Origin of the sequence: Mucilaginibacter hurinus (assembly GCF_003324525.1) — a bacterium.
GTDB lineage: Bacteria > Bacteroidota > Bacteroidia > Sphingobacteriales > Sphingobacteriaceae > Mucilaginibacter > Mucilaginibacter hurinus.
On sequence record NZ_QGDC01000001.1, the window covers coordinates 197,013 to 215,502 of the forward strand.

Here is an 18,490-nt window from a genome sequence, read left to right on the forward strand (position 1 = left end):
GCAATAACGTTTACGCCTTCACGTATATCACCTGCTTGGTTTCAAAAAACTCCTCTTCGAAGTAATCGTTAAGGTGATATTGCCTCACTTTCAAACCCGATTCGGCAATTTCTTCAGTAAGGTCTCCTCCCTTCAAATACAATATTCCGTTGGATAGTTTATTACAGCCTTGCTTGTAAAACTTACCTTTTACCCAAGGATAAAACTCTTTTAGCCGTGTCACTGCGCGCGATATTACAAAATCAAACTCTTCATTAATCTGCTCGGCGCGTGCATGGGTAGCTGTTACGTTTGTTAAGCCAAGCGCTTGGACAACCTCATTAACCACTTTAATTTTTTTGCCTATCGAGTCAACCAGGTGAAAGGTAGTTTCAGGAAACATTATGGCCAGCGGAATACCGGGAAATCCACCCCCCGTGCCCACGTCAAGCACCCGCTCGCTCGATTTAAAAGCCATTACTTTAGCGATGCCCAGTGAGTGCAGCACGTGCCGTTCATATAGTTGCTCTATATCTTTACGTGATATTACGTTGATCTGGTTGTTCCAAAACTCATACAGCCCCGGCAGTTGTTCATATTGCTCAACCTGCTTTGCTGTAAGATCAGGAAAGTACTTGGTTATGATATCAGATGTCATCCCGGTTATAACGGTTAATAATGTTACCAAGCAGGTAGCGGGCCCTAAAAAGCTGTGCCTTTACTGTGCCCAAAGGCAAATCAAGTTGCTGAGCTATTTCTTCGTATGATAACTCGTCAAAATAGCGCAGGGTTATCAGATTACGGTAACGCTGAGGCAGGCCTTCTATCAGTTGCTTTAACTCCTGCGTTTGCTGCTTTTTTATTGATGTTTCTTCGGGGTTAAGCACATCAGCCTTTATTTCCAATTGCCTTTCCTCACCGTCATCATCCATCATGCCGTGTATTGACGTGGTGTTGAGCTTCTTTTTACGGATAAAATCGATGCAATTGTTGGTGGCTACTCTAAACAACCAGGTACTAAAAGCATAATCGGGCTGGTATTTGTCTAACTTTTCAAAGGCTTTGGCAAATGTCTCCACCATAAGGTCCATGGCGTCTTCCTTGTTGTTCACCATTTTAAGCACCATAAAATATATGGAATCCTTGTACCTAACCATCAGGTCGGCGTATGCTTTTTGGTCACCCTGCCTGGCCCTTACAACAAGGTGAAAGTCATTTTTAGCGTTCTCGGTAAAATTGGCGTTTATTTCCATTGGGCAGTTTTTATAAAGGTCCCAATCAATCCAAACACGTTCAGATAGATGTAATATATCGGCTCTAAAACTGGTAAATAAAACAACATATCTTTTGCGGTAAGAGTTTTAAAAATTTTACTATAAATTAAAATTTGCATTAACAGCCTAAACAAATATAAGCCGAACGCCAGCAAAGGCTCAATACCCATTATAACGCACAGTGCAAGTAATATATAAAAAAGAAAACCGCTCACTGCATCCCAGCTAAGCATGCGGCGATGTTTAGCTTTATATAATTTACCTACCCCCATGTGCCGCGTCTTTTGTCTGAACCAGCCGCGCAGCGTTGTTTTAGCCGCAGTAAACATAAATGCATCCGGATGTATTTCAATGATGGTATTATCTGCCGTGGCGTTTTGATTAACAAAAAGGTCGTCATCTCCTGCCATAACATGCATATGCGATGCAAAACCCTTGTTACTAAAAAACAACGTTTTGGTATAGGCCATGTTGCGGCCTATGCCCATGTATGGGTCGCCTTTAAGCGCGGCCGACAAATAACTTACAGCAGTCTTTATCGTCTCGAAGCGCGAAAAAGTGTTTAAGAGCCCTCCGGTTTTATAAAATGGCGAATACCCCAGTACAATCTGTGCCTTGGTGGTAAAGTTAACCGCCATACGTGCTATCCAGTTGTGGGTTGCCGGCGCACAATCGGCATCAGTAAATAGCAAGTGCTCGTGGCTGGCCGCCTTGATGCCCATGGTAAGGGCGAATTTTTTTCCGGTTTTAAACCGCGGGTGCTCGGTTACCGTTACAATTTTTAGTTGTGGGTGGTTAGCCTGCAGCCCTAACAAATACAGGTCAGACCCGTCAGACGAGCAATCATTAACCACCACCACTTCAAAATCCGGGTAATCCTGGGCCAGTATGAGCGGCAAGTTAGCTTTAAGGTTCGCTTCCTCGTTACGGGCAGCTATAATTACTGATATCGGGATATTTACCTTCCGCAGATCGCGTAGTGGCTTGTAATAGGCTAGTTTGCTGTGGTTACTGACTAAATAATACAGTTGACTAATAAAACAAACCTGGAACAAAAGAAATAAAGCCTCGTAAATATATGTTTCCAAGTAATAAAATTAAACATGCAAATTTGTTAAAAATCGGCGGCAATTAGGCGTTGTGTTAATAAAATGTTGCCGATGCGGTACCGATTGCTTTTACCGGTGTAGACGGCATAGCATTTAAATACCGGATTTTGTATAGTTTATAATCATCGAACCTGTTACCTGCCACACTATCAATAATTAAGCGAATTGATGGCTTTATAAAACGGCAGGCACCAACGCCGTACGTCATCCGTAATTTTTCGTAATTTCGCGCTCTTATACATGAAATTCAGTTTAACAGCACAGGATAAATTATCCAAAGCCCGCGCAGGCACCGTTACTACCGACCACGGCGATATTCAAACCCCTATTTTTATGCCGGTAGGCACGGCCGGCACAGTAAAGGCCGTACACCAGCGTGAGCTTGCCGACGATATAAATGCCCAGATTATTTTAGGCAACACATACCATTTATATTTAAGGCCCGGCCTTGACATTATTGAGCGGGCCGGCGGCCTGCACAAATTTAACGGATGGGAAAAGCCCATACTTACTGACAGCGGGGGCTACCAGGTTTATTCGCTTACCGACGTACGTAAGATAAAGGAGGAAGGTGTGACCTTCCGTTCGCATATAGATGGTTCAAAGCACCTTTTCACGCCCGAAAATGTGATGGATATACAGCGCGTTATTGGCGCGGACATTATCATGGCATTTGATGAGTGCACGCCCTATCCATGCGATTACAACTACGCCCGCCACTCTATTGAAATGACGCACCGCTGGCTGCAGCGATGCTGCGACAGGTTTGATAATACCCAACCTAAATATGGCTACAACCAAACCTTGTTCCCTATCGTGCAAGGCTCGGTGTATAAAGATCTGCGTGTGCGCTCAGCGGAGGTAATAGCCTCTTTTGAGCGCGAGGGCAATGCTATCGGTGGTCTTTCGGTAGGTGAACCGGCAGAAGAAATGTATGCCATGACAGAAATTGTGTGCAATATATTACCGGAGCAAAAACCACGTTATTTGATGGGTGTGGGTACACCGGTAAATATTTTGGAGAATATAGCGTTAGGTATTGATATGTTTGACTGCGTAATGCCCACCCGCAACGGCCGCAACGGCATGCTGTTTACTAAAAATGGCATTATAAATATCAAGAATAAGAAATGGGAGGATGACTTTTCGCCCATTGAAGCTGATAGCGACCTTTTTGCTGATAAGGTTTATACTAAAGCCTATTTGCGGCATTTAATACACTCGGGCGAAATATTGGGTATGCAAATAGCTACTTTGCATAACCTGCATTTTTATATGTGGCTTGTTGGCCAGGCACGTGAACATATTATAGCCGGCGACTTTTACGACTGGAAGAATATCATGGTAAAACGCCTTGGGCAAAAAATATAAATGAAGGCTTTTTTTAAAAGGTACTTAAAGGTTATTGACTGGTATATTATCAATAAATACCTGGGTACATTTACGTTTACCCTTGGGATATTTATCGTTATAACGGTTGTATTTGATATCTCTGAACATATTGATAATTTTCTGAAATCAGAAAGCAGCGTGTGGGAGATAGCTACCGATTATTACGGCGGTTTTATTCCTTTTTATATGAATATGCTGTCGCCACTTATCAATTTCCTGGCGGTGATTTTCTTTACCGCTAAAATGGCCAACCAAACCGAAATTGTACCTATATTAACCAGCAAAGCCAGTTTTAACCGCTTTTTAAGGCCTTATTTTATTGCTGCTACGCTAATATTTATTGTATCATTTTTTGCTAATGTTTACCTGATACCCTACACTAACAGACTTAAAATAACCTTTGAAAATGAAAATGATTTTGCAGGCACCGGCGACCCCACCCGTACCGAGGTGCATATGCAAATAGACAAACGCACGTTTGTATACGTTCAGAACTTTGATAAAACCATTAATACCGGCTATACCTTTATACTTGAAAAATTTGATGGCGACCTGTTGCGTGAAAAGCTAACCGCTGATAAAATAGTGTATGACTCGGTTAAAAAAGTATGGTCGATTCAAAACTTTGAGGTAAGGCATATTAACGGGCTTAAAGAAACCATGCTGAGGCCAGCTATGCAAAAAGACACCGTGCTTGACATGCACCCTTCAGACTTTGTGCGTATAGATAATGAATATACTGCTATGCCGCTTAAAGAAATAAACACCACTATTGAGAAAGAAAAACTGCGGCGGCCCGAGGTTCTGCCATCGATATATTATGAAAAATATCGCCGTTTTGTTTATCCATTGTCAACCTATGTGCTAACACTTATCGGCGTCGCGCTTTCATCACGCAAGGTACGCGGCGGTGTAGGCTTGCCTTTGGGTATCGGTATCTTTTTATGTTTTACCTATATAGTGGTTGATAAATTTGCCACAGTATTTGCCATACAGGGCGGCGTGCCGCCCCTTCTTGCGGTGTTTATCCCTAACCTGTTATTTGGCTTGCTGGGTTACTACCTGCTGTTAAAAGCGCCCAAGTAATATGAATAATACTACCCCGGGAAGCAACGTTGCAAAAAACCTGCTCATACTGCATTTTACTGTATTCGTTTGGGGCTTCACCGGCATACTGGGCGCATTAATAACCGTACAAGCCATGCATTTGGTATGGTACCGGGTTATCATTGCTACCGCATCATTATTCATCTATTTTATATCCAGCAACATCAATTTCAGGCTTAACAAACGATCACTTTTAACCCTGATTTTTACAGGCGCTATCGTAGGAGGCCACTGGATATTGTTCTTCGCGGCTATCAAGCTTTCTACGGTTTCAGTAACACTGGTTTGCCTCTCATCACTCACTTTATTCACTGCTGTACTTGAACCGCTTGTGGGCAACAAGCGCATTTCAAAACTGGAAATCCTGGCAGGCATTCTTATCATCGCCGGCATTTTTATCATATTTAAATTCGAATCCCAATACACTAAGGGGATAATTTGCGGGTTAGCAAGCGCCTTGTTGGCAAGTATATTTTCCATTATAAATTCATACCAGGTAAAAAAACACGAAGCGCCCGTAGTAGCTTTTTACGAGCTATCGGGCGTTTGCATATGGCTGTCATTTTACTTCCTGCTCACCGGCGGTTTCAATAAATCCATGTTGTTAAGTAATGCCGATATATTCTATCTTGTGGTACTTGGCACTGTTTGTACAGCCGTTGCTTATGTTGCCGGCGTATCTGTAATGCGCGAACTATCTGCCTTTAGGGTGGCATTAATAACCAACCTTGAGCCTATTTATGGCATAGCCCTGGCCTTCTTATTTTTGGACGATATGCAAAAATTAACGGCTGGCTTTTGGTTAGGCGCAGGTATTCTATTAACTACCATCTTTCTGTTTCCTGTTGCAAAAAAGGAGGCCGCTAAACGACGTAGCCGTCGTTAGTTTACCATCTTTCATCTGTTTTTAACCATAGGGTAGGGCATTTACGCACTTTCCTTTTAACGCGTTTAAAGCCCTTATAGGACCTTTAAAATTCTAGGCATACTTCACCACTAAAAGTTAATTTCGATTCGACACAGCAAAAATTCATTTTTAACATAGTGTATTTAACAATCACACTGTGACTTTAGATCTTACCTCTTTATACCACAGACTTTTTAGTTCAAACGAACTAAAATTAATATAAAATGACATAAAATATTTTACTGATAATCAGTATAAAATATAAATTATTTGACATAATTATCCAAGTAAACAAATTGATTTAAAAAACTAAATACTAAATAATTTAGCAAACGCCATTTATTGAACAAAATAAATGTAACAAATAATTATTAATCAGTATTTTATGATGGCTTATATAAATTAATAGTTACACACTAACATGTATGAGTATTCAAGGGCGATAGTGTATCCAACCACAGATCGAAGAAACGCAGAAATTCGTGCATGTAGTGCCGTTTGTATACGACATGAAGAAAAATGCCGAAAGCGATTAGTTTTTCGCTTTATAGTTTTCTGGCATTGTAGGGAAAGTTTTGTGCTTTTTGGCGGAGACTGCGAGCCGATGAAATAACGCCCCGAATTAAAGACGGAACCAATAGCCCTAGGTATTACGCAATGACATTGCGCCTATCTTTTTTTTAATAACACCTCTACCCTCTCTTACGGTGCCTCTTTTTTATAAACACATAAATTGACGATATTGGTTATCTATATATAAACAACTTCATCATGAGTTTTAAAACAATCATTGCTCTCATCATCGCGGTACTGCTCACTATCGTCATCATGCAGAATGCCGACGAGGTACGCTTCACAATTTTGTTTAGCACCGTATACGCATCTAAATTAGTGGTGCTGGCGGGCGTTGCCGTGCTGGCTTTTATTTTAGGACTGATTGTGGGCAGGCCTAAGAAGACTAAATATGATATTGAAGGATACCATGACAACCTGCATGAAAAAAATACACCCAATACACTAAGTGACGAAGATCGCGACTACATCAGCTAATATTTATGGAAAAGAAAATTGGTTTTATAGGCCTCGGAAACTTAGGTATACCGATGGCAAAAAATTTAATTGAGTCAGGTTTTCATCTGCAGGTCTATAATCGCACGTTAAAGAAAGCGGAAGCACTTGACCAGGAAAAAATAACTATTTGTAACACGCCTGCCCGCGCTGCAACGGGCGTGGATATCGTGATCACAATAGTGTCTGAAGATGCGGTTCTGCATGAAATTGTTAGTGGCGATGACGGCATCCTGGCCGGGATGTCGCCCGGCGCTTTGCACATTTCTATGAGTACTATCTCAGCACAAACGTCAGAGCAATTAGCCCAAAATCACGCCCAAAACAATACACAATATTTAGCCGCGCCGGTTTTTGGCCGTCCGGAGGCTGCTGCTGCACGCAAGCTATGGATCTGTGTTTCGGGTCCACCGGAAGTAAAAAAATCTGCTACAGGGGTTTTAAATTCGTTGGGCCAGGGAGTAATTGATTTTGGCGACGCTATTGGAGGCGCTAATGTAGTAAAACTGGCAGGCAATTTTATGATTATGGCCGCCCTTGAGGCCATGGCTGAGGCTTATACCCTTGCCGAAAAAAGCGGGCTGGACCGTGAGCAAGTAGCAAACTTTTTCAGCGACACTTTATTTGCGTGTCCCATTTATCAAAACTACGGCAAATTTATTGCCGCTAAACAGTACCAACCTATAGCCTTTAAAGCGCGCTTGGGCTATAAAGATGCCCGCCTTGTACTGGACACCGCGCAACACGCTAAAATGCCGGCTCCCTTAATTTCATTAGCGCATAACCGTTTGCTTGCTGCGGTAGCCAAAGGCCGTGGCGACAATAGCGACTGGATAGCCGCCTTTGGTGAAGGTGTGAGTGAGGAGGCGGGTGTATAGCGGACGCTGAATCCGGTTAACTTTTATGCCCGGCTTATCTATCCGATAAACCCGCGCTACGATTGGATAGCTTACACGTTATAGAACACGGTGTTCTCACCTTCCAGATGCGATAAGTCGGGCATCTCGTTAAATATTCCAAACACGGATGCCCCGCTGCCGCTCATGCTGGCGTAAATCGCACCGGCATTATACAGCGCTGCCTTTACCCCCCTTACAACGGCGTGGTTTTTAAATACCGATTTTTCAAAATCATTTTTGATAAGCGTTTTCCACTCGGCAACAGGCAAGGATATTAATTCCTGTAATGAATTACCAGGCATTACCGGCGTAACCCCGCGGTAAGCCTCACCGGTTGATACATGCGCGGGCGGCATTACTAAAACAATCTTATAACCTGACAGGTCAAGGCCTACGGGATTAAACTCGTCGCCAATACCATAAGCAAATACAGGTTTACTTTCTATAAAGAATGAGCAGTCGGCCCCTAAGCGGCGTGTGTAAGCCATCATGTCATCTACCGAAAGGCCTAATTCAAACAACTGGTTCATCAGCCTTATAAAAAATGCGGCATCGGCCGAACCGCCACCAAGCCCCGCTCCTATCGGAATTTTTTTATGCAGGTGTATTTTTACAGGCGGCAGGTCATGATCTTTCTTCAGCAGGTGATACCCTTTAATGCACAAATTATCGTCAACCCTGCCGGGTATAGGAATACCCGAAGATTGAAAGGTTAATTGTTCACTCTCTATCACCTCCAATGCATCATGTATCTTTACTGGATAAAAAATCGTTTCAAGGTTATGGTAGCCATCGTGGCGGCGCCCGGTTATATTAAGGCCAATGTTTATTTTTGCGTTTGGGAAAATCAGCATAAAAACGATTAACATACGGCCTGTTTTTTTTAACATCCGTAGGATACCAAAAATAGATTATTTTTATTTGTATTGGCAAGGTGGCTTGGTAAGGGAATGGCGTAAAAGCAAAATCTTTACGCCCTATCGCGCTGAAGAAAACCAAGTATTTAAAAACAAATCAGTGTAACTCACAATAAAATGAAACAGTATTTAGACCTGATGCGCCATGTAATGGAAAACGGCACACAAAAGCATGACCGTACCGGAACGGGAACACTCAGTGTGTTTGGTTACCAGATGCGTTTTAACCTGCAAGACGGCTTCCCAATGGTTACTACCAAGAAGCTGCACCTAAAATCAATAATACACGAGTTGATTTGGTTTTTAAGTGGCGACACCAATATAAAGTATTTAAAAGATAATGGCGTACGCATATGGGATGAATGGGCAGATGCCGACGGCAACCTCGGGCCGGTTTATGGCTACCAATGGAGATCATGGCCTACCCCTGATGGCGGACATATTGACCAGATACGCCAGGTCATTGATCAGATTAAAACCAACCCCGATTCGCGGCGCATTATGGTATCGGCCTGGAATGTGGCTGATGTAAATAAAATGGCGCTGCCACCATGCCATAGCCTGTTTCAATTTTATGTGGCCGACGGCAAGCTATCATGCCAGCTATACCAGCGCAGTGCCGACATATTTTTGGGCGTACCCTTTAATATAGCATCGTACGCGCTGCTTACCATGATGGTGGCACAGGTTTGCGGTTTGCAATATGGCGACTTTATCCATACGTTTGGCGATGCACACCTGTATAACAACCACCTTGAGCAGGTACAACTACAGCTAAGCCGCGAGCCTAAGCCACTGCCCACAATGCGCATCAATCCTGATGTAAAGGACATTTTTGATTTTAAATTTGAAGATTTTACTTTGGAGAATTACGAAGCCTGGCCGCATATCAAGGGCGTGGTAGCAGTTTAGGTATAAAGAATTGTTCGCTTTCGCGAATGGTGACAGCTTCCGCATAACCAGCGAGCGGGTTAATCAAATAAAAATCGTCTTGTTCTGGCTGGTTTAATTTAACACAGTGATCTTATTCCAAATCCTCATTCACAATAATGATTGTCAACATCATCGTAGCCACATCGTCAAATAATGCCATCGGCAAAAACAACCAGTTGCTGTGGCATATGCCTAATGACCTGAAACACTTTAAAGAAAAAACTACGGGCCATACCATAATTATGGGCCGTAAAACCTTTGACTCGGTAGGTAAACCATTGCCGCGACGACGCAATATAGTTATTACCCGTCAGCACATAACCATTGAGGGCTGCGAAGTAGTGCATTCATTAGCAGGCGCGCTTGACCTTTGTATTGAAGAAGATGAGGTGTTTATTGTAGGCGGAGCCGAAATATACCGGCAAGCTCTTGACATTACCGACCGTATTTATCTGACCATTATACATGAGTTTTTTGAAGGAGACACTTTTTTTCCGGAACTGGATAACCTTGAATGGAAAGAGAGCACCCGTGATGACCGCCAGCCTGACGAAAAACATGCCTTCCCCTACTCATTTATAACGCTCGAAAGGCGTTAACAGCCTTGCGTTTATTTTGTTTTCAATTTAAATTTCTGGCTTGCGAAATTTTATTAGATTTGCCGTCTTATTAAAAAAGCTTATATAGACTTAAATTAATACATACTAGTTATATTCAAGATGCAAGGTAAAGGGATCATTAAATTTTTTGCAATACTGCTGGGGTTAGTCAGCATTTACTATCTCTCGTTTACATGGGTAGCTCAAAAGGTTGAAAGCGACGCGAGAGAATACGCTAAGGGCAACCCTGCTAAAGAAAAAGCCTATCTGGATTCAGTATCTGATTTACCAGCATACCCGGTATTAGGCCATACTTACCAGTACTGTAAAGACAAAGAGCTTGCCCTGGGTTTGGACCTTAAGGGTGGTATGAACGTTACCATGCAGGTTTCATTACGCGAACTGGTAAAAGCCTTATCAAATGACAATCCGGACGCTGCTTTTAACAAGGCCCTTGCTGATGCCGAAATAGCTCAAAAAAGCAGCCAGAAAGATTATATTACCCTGTTTGTTGAAGCTTATGAAAAATCAAATCCCGGCAGCAAGCTGGCAGCTATATTTGCTACCAGGGACAACCAGGCTAACTTAAAATACAATGCCAGCAATGCCCAGGTAAAAGCATACTTGCAAGATCAGGCCAACGCAGCAGTTAAACAAGCTTATACTGTATTAGACACCCGTATTAATCAGTTTGGCGTAGTGCAACCAAATATACAGTTGCAGCAAGGCTCAAACCGCATACTTATTGAGTTGCCCGGTGTAAAAGATCCTGAGCGTGTGCGTAAGCTGTTACAAGGATCGGCTAAACTGGAGTTTTATAAAACCTACGATAACAGGGAAGTTTACCCGTTACTGGCTAACCTTGATAAGTTACTTGCCGCAAAACAAACATCAACAACTGATACTGCAAAAACCGCCACAGCTGCCGCAACGGATACTGCCGCTAAAAAAGACAATTCCTTATTAGGAAAAGTTGAAAAAAGCGCAGCAAAAGACACTACCTTAAAAGGTAAGTCAAAAGCTAATGCCAATCCATTATTCTCAATTATGTCTCCGGCCGCTTATGGCGCCCCGGGCCAGGAGCAATTAGCACCTGGAGCGGTAGTGGGCTTAACTGAGCAAAAAGATACAGCTAAGGTTAATGCTTACCTTAACAGCGTTGAGGCAAAAAGCACTTTACCAAAAAACCTGAGGCTGTTATGGGGTGTAAAACCACGTGAAAAAACTAAGATATTTGAGCTGTATGCGATAAAACTAGCAGGCGCTGCAAACGGGCCGGTACTTTCAGGTGACGTAATCACTGACGCCAGAGACAATGTTAACGAAAAAGGGGATCCTGAAGTAAGCATGTCAATGAACTCAGACGGTGCTGCAAAATGGCGCACGGTTACTGCTGAAGCCGCTGCTTCACAGCCAAAGCAGTCAATTGCCATTGTGCTTGATAACATTGTTTACTCTGCCCCTACTGTTCAAAACGAAATATCAGGCGGTGTATCGTCTATATCCGGCAGCTATACGCAGGAGGATACAAAAGATTTATCCAACGTTTTAAAAGCGGGCAGGTTAAAAGCTCCGGCACGCATTGTAAACGAAGCAATTGTAGGCCCTTCATTAGGCCAGGAAGCTATCAGCGCAGGTTTATTATCCTGTATACTGGGCTTTGTGGTGGTACTTGTGTTTATGGTGGTTTATTACAATCGCGCAGGTACCGTTGCAGTTGTTGCGGTATTGATTAACGTGTTCTTCCTGATGGGTGTACTTGTAAGTTTAGGCGCGGTATTAACACTGCCGGGTATTGCAGGTATAGTGTTAACACTAGGTATAGCAGTGGATGCTAACGTGCTTGTTTACGAACGTGTACGTGAAGAAATGGCGCTTGGCAAATCGCTTAAACAATCAATCAGTGATGGCTTTAAACACGCTTTGTCATCCATTTTGGACGCCAACGTTAGCACGTTTTTAACGGCAACTATATTGCTGATATTTGGTTCGGGCCCTATCAAAGGCTTTGCAACTACATTAATGATAGGTATAATCACATCATTGTTTTGTTCGTTGCTTATATCAAGAGTTATTTTTGAATGGATGCTTGACAAAGGCTGGGATATAAAATTCTCGTACCCATGGAGCTCGCACACGTTTAAAAACGCACGATATGCCTTCGTTAAAAATCGCTTTAAATTTTATGCCTTCTCGGCAGTATTCATCATAGCAGGGCTGATCTCTATCTTCACACAAGGTTTTAATTACGGTGTGGATTTCCAGGGCGGCTATAATTATATTGTTGAATTTGAGGATAAAAACATCACTGCCGAGCAAACCCGCGAGGCTGTAGTGAAGTATTTTGGTGTTGGTAAAGCCGAGGTTAAAACCTTCGGTGCCGATAAACTGAGCATTACCACCAACTATAATATTGACGACAAGTCAGACGACGCGGATGCCAAGGTTGAAACTGCTTTAAGAAAAGGCCTTGATGAAGTATCACCAAAATATGCCATAGGCAGCAGGCAAAAGGTTGACCCTACCATATCAAATGACCTGAAAACCTCAGCAACGTTAACGGTGATTTTTGCAATACTGGTTATAGCGGCCTACATTTTAATAAGGTTCCGTAAATGGCAATACAGTTTAGGCGCCTTAATTGCAACAGCGCATGATGCCTTGCTGGTACTTTCCTTCTTCTCGCTGTTTAAGGACGTGCTTCCTTTCTCTTTGGATATCGACCAGGCATTTATTGCTGCAGTATTAACCGTTATTGGTTACTCAATTAATGATACAGTAGTAGTAATGGACCGTATACGTGAATTCCTTGCACATCATAATGCAAAAGGCGATTCTACAGAAACAGTTATTAATACAGCAATTAACAGTACGTTAAGCCGTACTATAATTACTTCGTTAACGGTACTGTTTGTATTGATAGTATTGTTTATCTTTGGAGGCGACGTGATCAGAGGATTCTCTTTCGCCCTGCTTATCGGTATCACCTTTGGCACATACTCGTCCATATGCGTGGCAACTCCGGTAATAGTTGACTTTGGGAAAAAAGGTCTTAAATAAAAAAATACATTTAAGTAAAGCCCCAAAGAACATTTGGGGCTTTTTTGTTTTTATACTTTTACAGTACATATTTAAAACATACCATATTATATGGATCTCGCACAAAATTCAAATTTTCCATTAGTAGTAGTAATTGGCGGCGGCTTCGGCGGTTTGGAAGTGGCCAAGGCGTTAAAAGACAAGCCTGTAAATGTATTGATGCTTGACAAGCACAACTACCACGGCTTTTGGCCCCTGTTATACCAGGTGGCTATGGGCAGTTTGGAGTGTGAATCCATTGCCTTTTCACTTCGTAAAAAGTTTGACGGACAAAAAAATTTCCGCTTCAGGATAGCCGAGGTAACCGGTATCAACCATCAAAATAATTATGTGGAAACCAATATCGGCGATATTGCTTATGATTACCTGGTTGTTGCAACCGGTTCAACCACCAACTTCTTCGGCAACAAGGATATTGAGCGCTTTGCTATGCCGATGAAAACAATACCAGAGGCGTTAAATATCCGTTACCTGATACTGCAAAACCTTGAAGCGGCAGTGCTAATTCCGTCAAAGGAAGAGCGCGAACCGTATCTTAACTTTGTACTTGTGGGTGCGGGGCCTACAGGGGTTGAGCTGGCCGGCTCGCTTGCAGAGATAAAAAACTACATACTTAACAAAGACTACCCCGAACTACGCAAAGAAGAAATGAAGGTTTACCTTGTAGATTTTCTGCCGAAAGTGTTAGGACCTATGTCTGAGGAGTCATCAAAAGCGGCCGAGAAATTTTTGCGCGACATGGGGGTTGAATTGCTGTTAAGCACCAAGGTGGAAAGCTACGACGGAGAAACGATTGTATTTGAAGGCGGTAAAAGCATACGTACTAAAAGCGTAATATGGTCGGCCGGCGTAATGGGGCAAATACCCAAGGGCTTAAATAATGACGTTATAGTGCGTGGTAACCGCATTAAAACAAACGTTTATTGCCAGGTTGACGGCCATACAAATATTTTTGCTATTGGGGATGTTGCAGCCAGCATGACCGAGAAAACCCCTAACGGCCATCCGGGCGTAGCACAGGTAGCTATGCAGATGGGTAAGAATGTGGCAAAAAACATCCTGAATATTATTGAAAACAAAACCATGGAGCCATTCAGTTATTTTGATAAAGGCTCAATGGCTACTATCGGGCGGAATAAAGCGGTAGTTGATATCGGTAAAATAAAATTCCAGGGTTTCTTTGCGTGGTTAACATGGATGTTTATCCACTTAATATCATTAATGGGCGGCCGTAACAAATGGATTGTGTTTATCAACTGGGTAGCCAGCTACGTAAGTTATAATGGCGGTAATCGTATAATTATCCGCAAGTTTGTAAAAGAAACGGCGGATGCCCAGAATAACGCCGTTACCAAGGCAGATCAATAGCGTTTTCAACAGAGCGGTTATAAAAAGCACATGTTGATACTATAGGCGTCATCTCGGTACAGGCGGGGATGACGCTTTTTTTATCAACCGCCTCCTACCCTGCCCATTTCATCAGCCGCGCTGCCGCTACCGCGTTTGCCGGTTTTATAAGCGTTACCAAAACGGTAAGTAAACGCTATAGTATATACACGGGTATCCCGCATCATTTTAAAATACTCCGTAGCGTTGGGGAATGTAGTAAAACCTTCCATCGCGTTGGTATAAAAAATATCCCGCACAGTAAATTTCAGCGTGGCTTTCTTTTTTAGTATCTGCCTTGACACGCCGGCCGAAAGCTGCCCTGTAGGATACAAAAGTTCGGCTACATCGTTACGTGCCCGTGTAGTATAGAAACCTGATAGCTCTGCTGTGTAATTGCCTATAATAAACTGATTATTGGCATTAATGCTCAACTGGTTTATGGTTGTAGTATAACTACTCCCGTTAAAGCCACTTAGCTTTTTATAATTGTATACCGCAGTAGCGTTCACATTCCACCATTTAAAAGGGATAGTAGTAATACTTTCGGTTAATCCCACTACATAGGTACTGCCTACATTGCCGTATGTATACAGCAATACATCTTTTTCGCTGTCAGCCAGAAAAAGCTGCGAAAAATAATTTGTAATCCGGCTGTATGATACGGCTGTGTTAAGTAGCTCCTTAAATTGGTGACTTAATTTAAACGTCCAGCTATACTGCGGTAAAATATAAGGATTGCCGGTTTGATAAGTGTACTTATTAATAATGAAGTAAAACGGGTTTAGATTTTGAAATGCGGGCCTGTCTATACGTCTGCTCACGGTAAGCGTGAAACTGTTTACCGAGTCCGCTTGATAACTTAAATAACCACTGGGGAACAGTCCGCCGTAATCTCGCTTAAATGCCGAATCGGCCTGTACAGTATTGCCCAACTGATGCGCCCTATAGCCTGTATGTTCATATCGCAGCCCGGCTTGCGCTGATAATTTGCCATACTTTTTCTCGGCCGATGCGTACAATGCATGAATATTTTCGTCATATAAAAAGTGATTGCTCTTCCGAAGGTCCTCCTGCCAGGTACCACCCGCGAAGTTCTGGTAAGAGGCCAGGTTATCTGTTTTGGTGAATGATGATTTCCAGCCTAATTGCAGTGAACCTTCCTTTTTGGCGCGTAGTGTATAATCTATCTTACCTGAAGCGATGCGTATGGTGGTAGGTATATTACCCCTTGATTGCTCATTGTACCCCACGGGTGCCGCCCGATTGTTGGTAAAGTTTTGTTCACTATTAATGGTGTAGTGCAGGTAATCGGCATCAAATGCAATATCCTGTTGTGCCGATATTGCATGACGACCGTTGAGGTTAATGGTACCATTTTTAAAGTAAGTATCGTTTATATTGTGCGTGTTTATAACCGAGTCTGCAATGCCTGACGGGCTGAGCCAGGTGGCTGTTGAACGGTTATTTCCGCTGCGTGGCACAATGGTGCCGCTTAATACCATGCCAATAGTTGTTTTAGGTGTAATGCTGTAATCAAACCCCGTTTTAACAGCGTTATTAAAAAAGGTACCTGCAAAGTAAGCCGGCTGGTCAAGCATCGATACCAGGTTATTGTCGCTATCATAATATTTGCGCAGGGCGTACAGATCCGTAAGATACTCCCCATAATTCATGGTATAATTTAAAAATGAATTAACCTTACCCGCGCGGTAATTAAGTATAATACTGTTATTGCTTTTGGGGTAAACACCATGTCCTGCAGAAGCCGTAAACGTACCATTGAAGCCCTGCTGCTTATTCTTTTTGGTTTTAATATTGATTATGCCTGCGTTGCCGGCGGCATCGTACCGGGCTGAAGGATTTGGCATAAGCTCTATCTTTGACACTTCTGATGAACTCATGCTGCTTAACAAATTGTTAAGATCGGCGCCTGACAGGTAAGTTGGTTTACCATCTATCATAATCAGCACGCCGGGTTTGCCTTGTAAGGATATACCGCCGTTACGGTCAACATTCACCCCGGGCGATTTCTCCAAAACTTCGAGTACAGTGGTGCCTGCATTGGTAACTGATGCATCAACATTTATTATCACCTTGCCCTGCGCATGTTCAATAGCCGGGGTTTTTGCCGTAACTGTAACCTGCTGCAACTGTGTTTTAGCGTTCTGCAGTATTATCGTATCGCTATTAACAGCAGACGGGGTATTATATACGCCCGTGTAAGGCAGGTATCCGGTAAAGCTTACCGTACATGTATACTGTCCCTTGTGTAAGTTGATAAAACTTATATTGCCTGCATCATCCGTTATTGCGGCTTTTACGGGTGCACCCCTTTTTAGTAGTTTCACTGTAGCGCCAACAGCCGCGCCGCCATCATCCTTTAACACAGTAAATGATAAGCCTGATGTACCCGCGGTAGGATTTTGGCTATACGTTGTTAAGCAAATCAGCTGGCATGCCAATACGCATAATACTTTTATGAGGTCAGTCATGGTAGCTAATTTATATACAAATTACACGCATTTTACAAGCTAGTTACACATTCACCCCTAAAGGGGGAGGATATTATCTTCGTCAATAGTCAAAATATTATCTCATTTTAGAGCATGAATAAACATATTGTTCTCGTCGTGCTGTTCTTTGCCGGTTTAATTATTTCGGCTATCCGCCCGCATGATTATTTCACCTGGTTGTTAGAAGTTTTCCCTGCAATTATCGGGTTTGTGGTTTTGGCTGGTACCTACAAACGTTTTGAATTCACTTATTTAACCTATGTATTTATACTCATACACTGTTATATTTTGTTCATCGGGGGTCATTATACATATGCCGAAGTACCCGCTTTCAACTGGGTGCGAGACGCCTTTGATCAAACCAGGAATAATTACGACAAAGTTGGCCACTTTGCCCAGGGATTTGTACCTGCATTAATAGTAAGGGAGTTGCTTATACGTATGCAGGTGGTGCAAAAACGGAGTTGGCTGCACTTTTTAATTGTGTGCGTATGTACCACAATCAGCGTGGTTTATGAGTTTTTAGAATGGCTTGTAGCTGTTTTAACAGGCGAAGCAGGAGATTCCTTTTTAGGAACACAGGGGTATGTTTGGGACACACAATCCGACATGCTATACGCCATGATGGGTGCAATTACAATGCTGATCCTACTATCAAAATGGCAAGACAGGGCGATAAGCGCAAAACGACTTGAATGATGCTTTATCGCTCAATAATGCAACGTTCGCCCTTTATACGCTCGATAGATTCGGCTATCTCAAATTCTGTTCTGATTTTCTTCGATTCCTTACGATATTCTTTCTTAAGATCTTTGCTGTATAAGGCCTCAAAAAAGCGTTCAATCTCTACATCCTTTTTAAGGATCAGGCCGGGCACCTGCACAGGTTCATGATTATCATCCATAGCTACCATGGTAAAATAACTGGTGTTGGTATGTTTTACCGCGTGTGTCTTTACATTTTCAGACTCTACCCGTATACCTATTACCAGCGATGTTCTGCCTACGTAGTTTACCGACGCCATTAGCGATACCAGTTCGCCAACTTCAACAGGCGCTAAAAAATCAATGGCATCTACCGAGGCTGTTACACAATACGCGTCAGCGTGCTTGGCCGCACATACGTAAGCTACTTTATCCATCAGGCTCATAATAACGCCTCCGTGTATCTTGCCGCCAAAATTAGCGTACGAGGGTATCATAAGTTCGGTTAATGTTGTTTGTGATTCAGCAACGGTTTTGAAATTTTCCATGGCTTAAAGATACAAATAGTGACCGGCGAGCTGTAAATAGAGATCAATTTTAC

General features: G+C 42.6%; 17 protein-coding genes. 10 read left to right on the top strand and 7 right to left on the bottom strand.

Translation table 11 applies throughout. From position 1 onward, the window contains the following. Positions 1–10 precede the first annotated feature (10 nt). Genes rsmG through DJ568_RS17140 form a run of 4 tightly spaced genes read right to left on the bottom strand, consistent with a single transcriptional unit; the run spans position 11 to position 2,570 of the window. The gene (gene rsmG, locus DJ568_RS00810) at positions 11–637 is read right to left on the bottom strand and encodes a 16S rRNA (guanine(527)-N(7))-methyltransferase RsmG (RefSeq protein WP_114003329.1); all 627 of its coding nucleotides are present in this window, start codon (positions 635–637) and stop codon (positions 11–13) included. Next, a complete protein-coding gene (locus DJ568_RS00815; protein ID WP_114003330.1) occupies positions 627–1,232 on the bottom strand; it encodes an RNA polymerase sigma factor in 606 nt (201 codons plus the stop codon). The genes rsmG and DJ568_RS00815 overlap by 11 nt, the downstream gene beginning before the upstream one ends. After that, complete coding sequence (locus DJ568_RS00820) at positions 1,223–2,341, bottom strand: glycosyltransferase (protein WP_114003331.1); 1,119 nt, start codon at positions 2,339–2,341, stop codon at positions 1,223–1,225. The genes DJ568_RS00815 and DJ568_RS00820 overlap by 10 nt, the downstream gene beginning before the upstream one ends. A gap of 55 nt (positions 2,342–2,396) precedes the next feature. After that, positions 2,397–2,570: a hypothetical protein gene (locus DJ568_RS17140; RefSeq protein WP_158534846.1), complete on the bottom strand. Its 174-nt coding sequence runs from the start codon at positions 2,568–2,570 to the stop codon at positions 2,397–2,399. 32 nt (positions 2,571–2,602) lie between these two features. On the opposite strand from DJ568_RS17140, the gene tgt reads away from it, so the two are divergent. From tgt to DJ568_RS00845, 5 genes are all read left to right on the top strand, one after another. Beyond that, entirely contained in the window at positions 2,603–3,733 is a 1,131-nt protein-coding gene (tgt, locus tag DJ568_RS00825; protein WP_114003332.1) for a tRNA guanosine(34) transglycosylase Tgt, read from the top strand. Further along, positions 3,734–4,840 (top strand): LptF/LptG family permease, encoded by a 1,107-nt coding sequence (locus tag DJ568_RS00830; RefSeq protein ID WP_114003333.1) that lies wholly within the window; start codon positions 3,734–3,736, stop codon positions 4,838–4,840. It begins immediately after the preceding gene. A 1-nt stretch (position 4,841) separates the two neighbouring features. Next, complete coding sequence (locus DJ568_RS00835; protein ID WP_114003334.1) at positions 4,842–5,747, top strand: DMT family transporter; 906 nt, start codon at positions 4,842–4,844, stop codon at positions 5,745–5,747. 792 nt (positions 5,748–6,539) lie between these two features. After that, a complete protein-coding gene (locus tag DJ568_RS00840; protein WP_147238680.1) occupies positions 6,540–6,818 on the top strand; it encodes a hypothetical protein in 279 nt (92 codons plus the stop codon). 5 nt (positions 6,819–6,823) lie between these two features. Then, complete coding sequence (locus DJ568_RS00845; protein ID WP_114003336.1) at positions 6,824–7,714, top strand: NAD(P)-dependent oxidoreductase; 891 nt, start codon at positions 6,824–6,826, stop codon at positions 7,712–7,714. A 71-nt stretch (positions 7,715–7,785) separates the two neighbouring features. Here the strand turns inward: DJ568_RS00845 and ispE are convergent, their stop codons facing one another. Next, on the bottom strand, positions 7,786–8,589 hold the full coding sequence (ispE, locus tag DJ568_RS00850) for a 4-(cytidine 5'-diphospho)-2-C-methyl-D-erythritol kinase (RefSeq protein ID WP_114003789.1): 804 nt from the start codon (positions 8,587–8,589) through the stop codon (positions 7,786–7,788). 180 nt (positions 8,590–8,769) lie between these two features. Between ispE and DJ568_RS00855 the strand changes: the two genes are divergently transcribed. The 4 genes from DJ568_RS00855 to DJ568_RS00870 all read left to right on the top strand — a co-directional run bounded on the left by DJ568_RS00855 (position 8,770) and on the right by DJ568_RS00870 (position 14,651). Continuing rightward, a complete protein-coding gene (locus DJ568_RS00855; RefSeq protein WP_114003337.1) occupies positions 8,770–9,564 on the top strand; it encodes a thymidylate synthase in 795 nt (264 codons plus the stop codon). 137 nt (positions 9,565–9,701) lie between these two features. Continuing rightward, positions 9,702–10,184: a dihydrofolate reductase gene (locus DJ568_RS00860; RefSeq protein WP_114003338.1), complete on the top strand. Its 483-nt coding sequence runs from the start codon at positions 9,702–9,704 to the stop codon at positions 10,182–10,184. Between the two features lie 120 nt (positions 10,185–10,304). Then, positions 10,305–13,244 carry a protein translocase subunit SecDF gene (secDF, locus tag DJ568_RS00865; protein WP_114003339.1) on the top strand — a complete coding sequence of 980 codons (2,940 nt, stop codon included), beginning with the start codon at positions 10,305–10,307 and terminating at the stop codon, positions 13,242–13,244. Between the two features lie 90 nt (positions 13,245–13,334). Further along, on the top strand, positions 13,335–14,651 hold the full coding sequence (locus DJ568_RS00870) for an NAD(P)/FAD-dependent oxidoreductase (RefSeq protein ID WP_114003340.1): 1,317 nt from the start codon (positions 13,335–13,337) through the stop codon (positions 14,649–14,651). 83 nt (positions 14,652–14,734) lie between these two features. Here DJ568_RS00870 and DJ568_RS00875 read toward each other — a convergent pair whose 3' ends face one another. Beyond that, complete coding sequence (locus tag DJ568_RS00875) at positions 14,735–17,164, bottom strand: outer membrane beta-barrel family protein (RefSeq protein WP_114003341.1); 2,430 nt, start codon at positions 17,162–17,164, stop codon at positions 14,735–14,737. A gap of 114 nt (positions 17,165–17,278) precedes the next feature. Between DJ568_RS00875 and DJ568_RS00880 the strand changes: the two genes are divergently transcribed. Next, the gene (locus tag DJ568_RS00880; RefSeq protein WP_114003342.1) at positions 17,279–17,884 is read left to right on the top strand and encodes a DUF2238 domain-containing protein; all 606 of its coding nucleotides are present in this window, start codon (positions 17,279–17,281) and stop codon (positions 17,882–17,884) included. Between the two features lie 4 nt (positions 17,885–17,888). On the opposite strand, the gene DJ568_RS00885 is transcribed toward DJ568_RS00880, so the two are convergent. Then, the gene (locus DJ568_RS00885; RefSeq protein ID WP_114003343.1) at positions 17,889–18,437 is read right to left on the bottom strand and encodes an acyl-CoA thioesterase; all 549 of its coding nucleotides are present in this window, start codon (positions 18,435–18,437) and stop codon (positions 17,889–17,891) included. Positions 18,438–18,490: the final 53 nt, after the last annotated feature.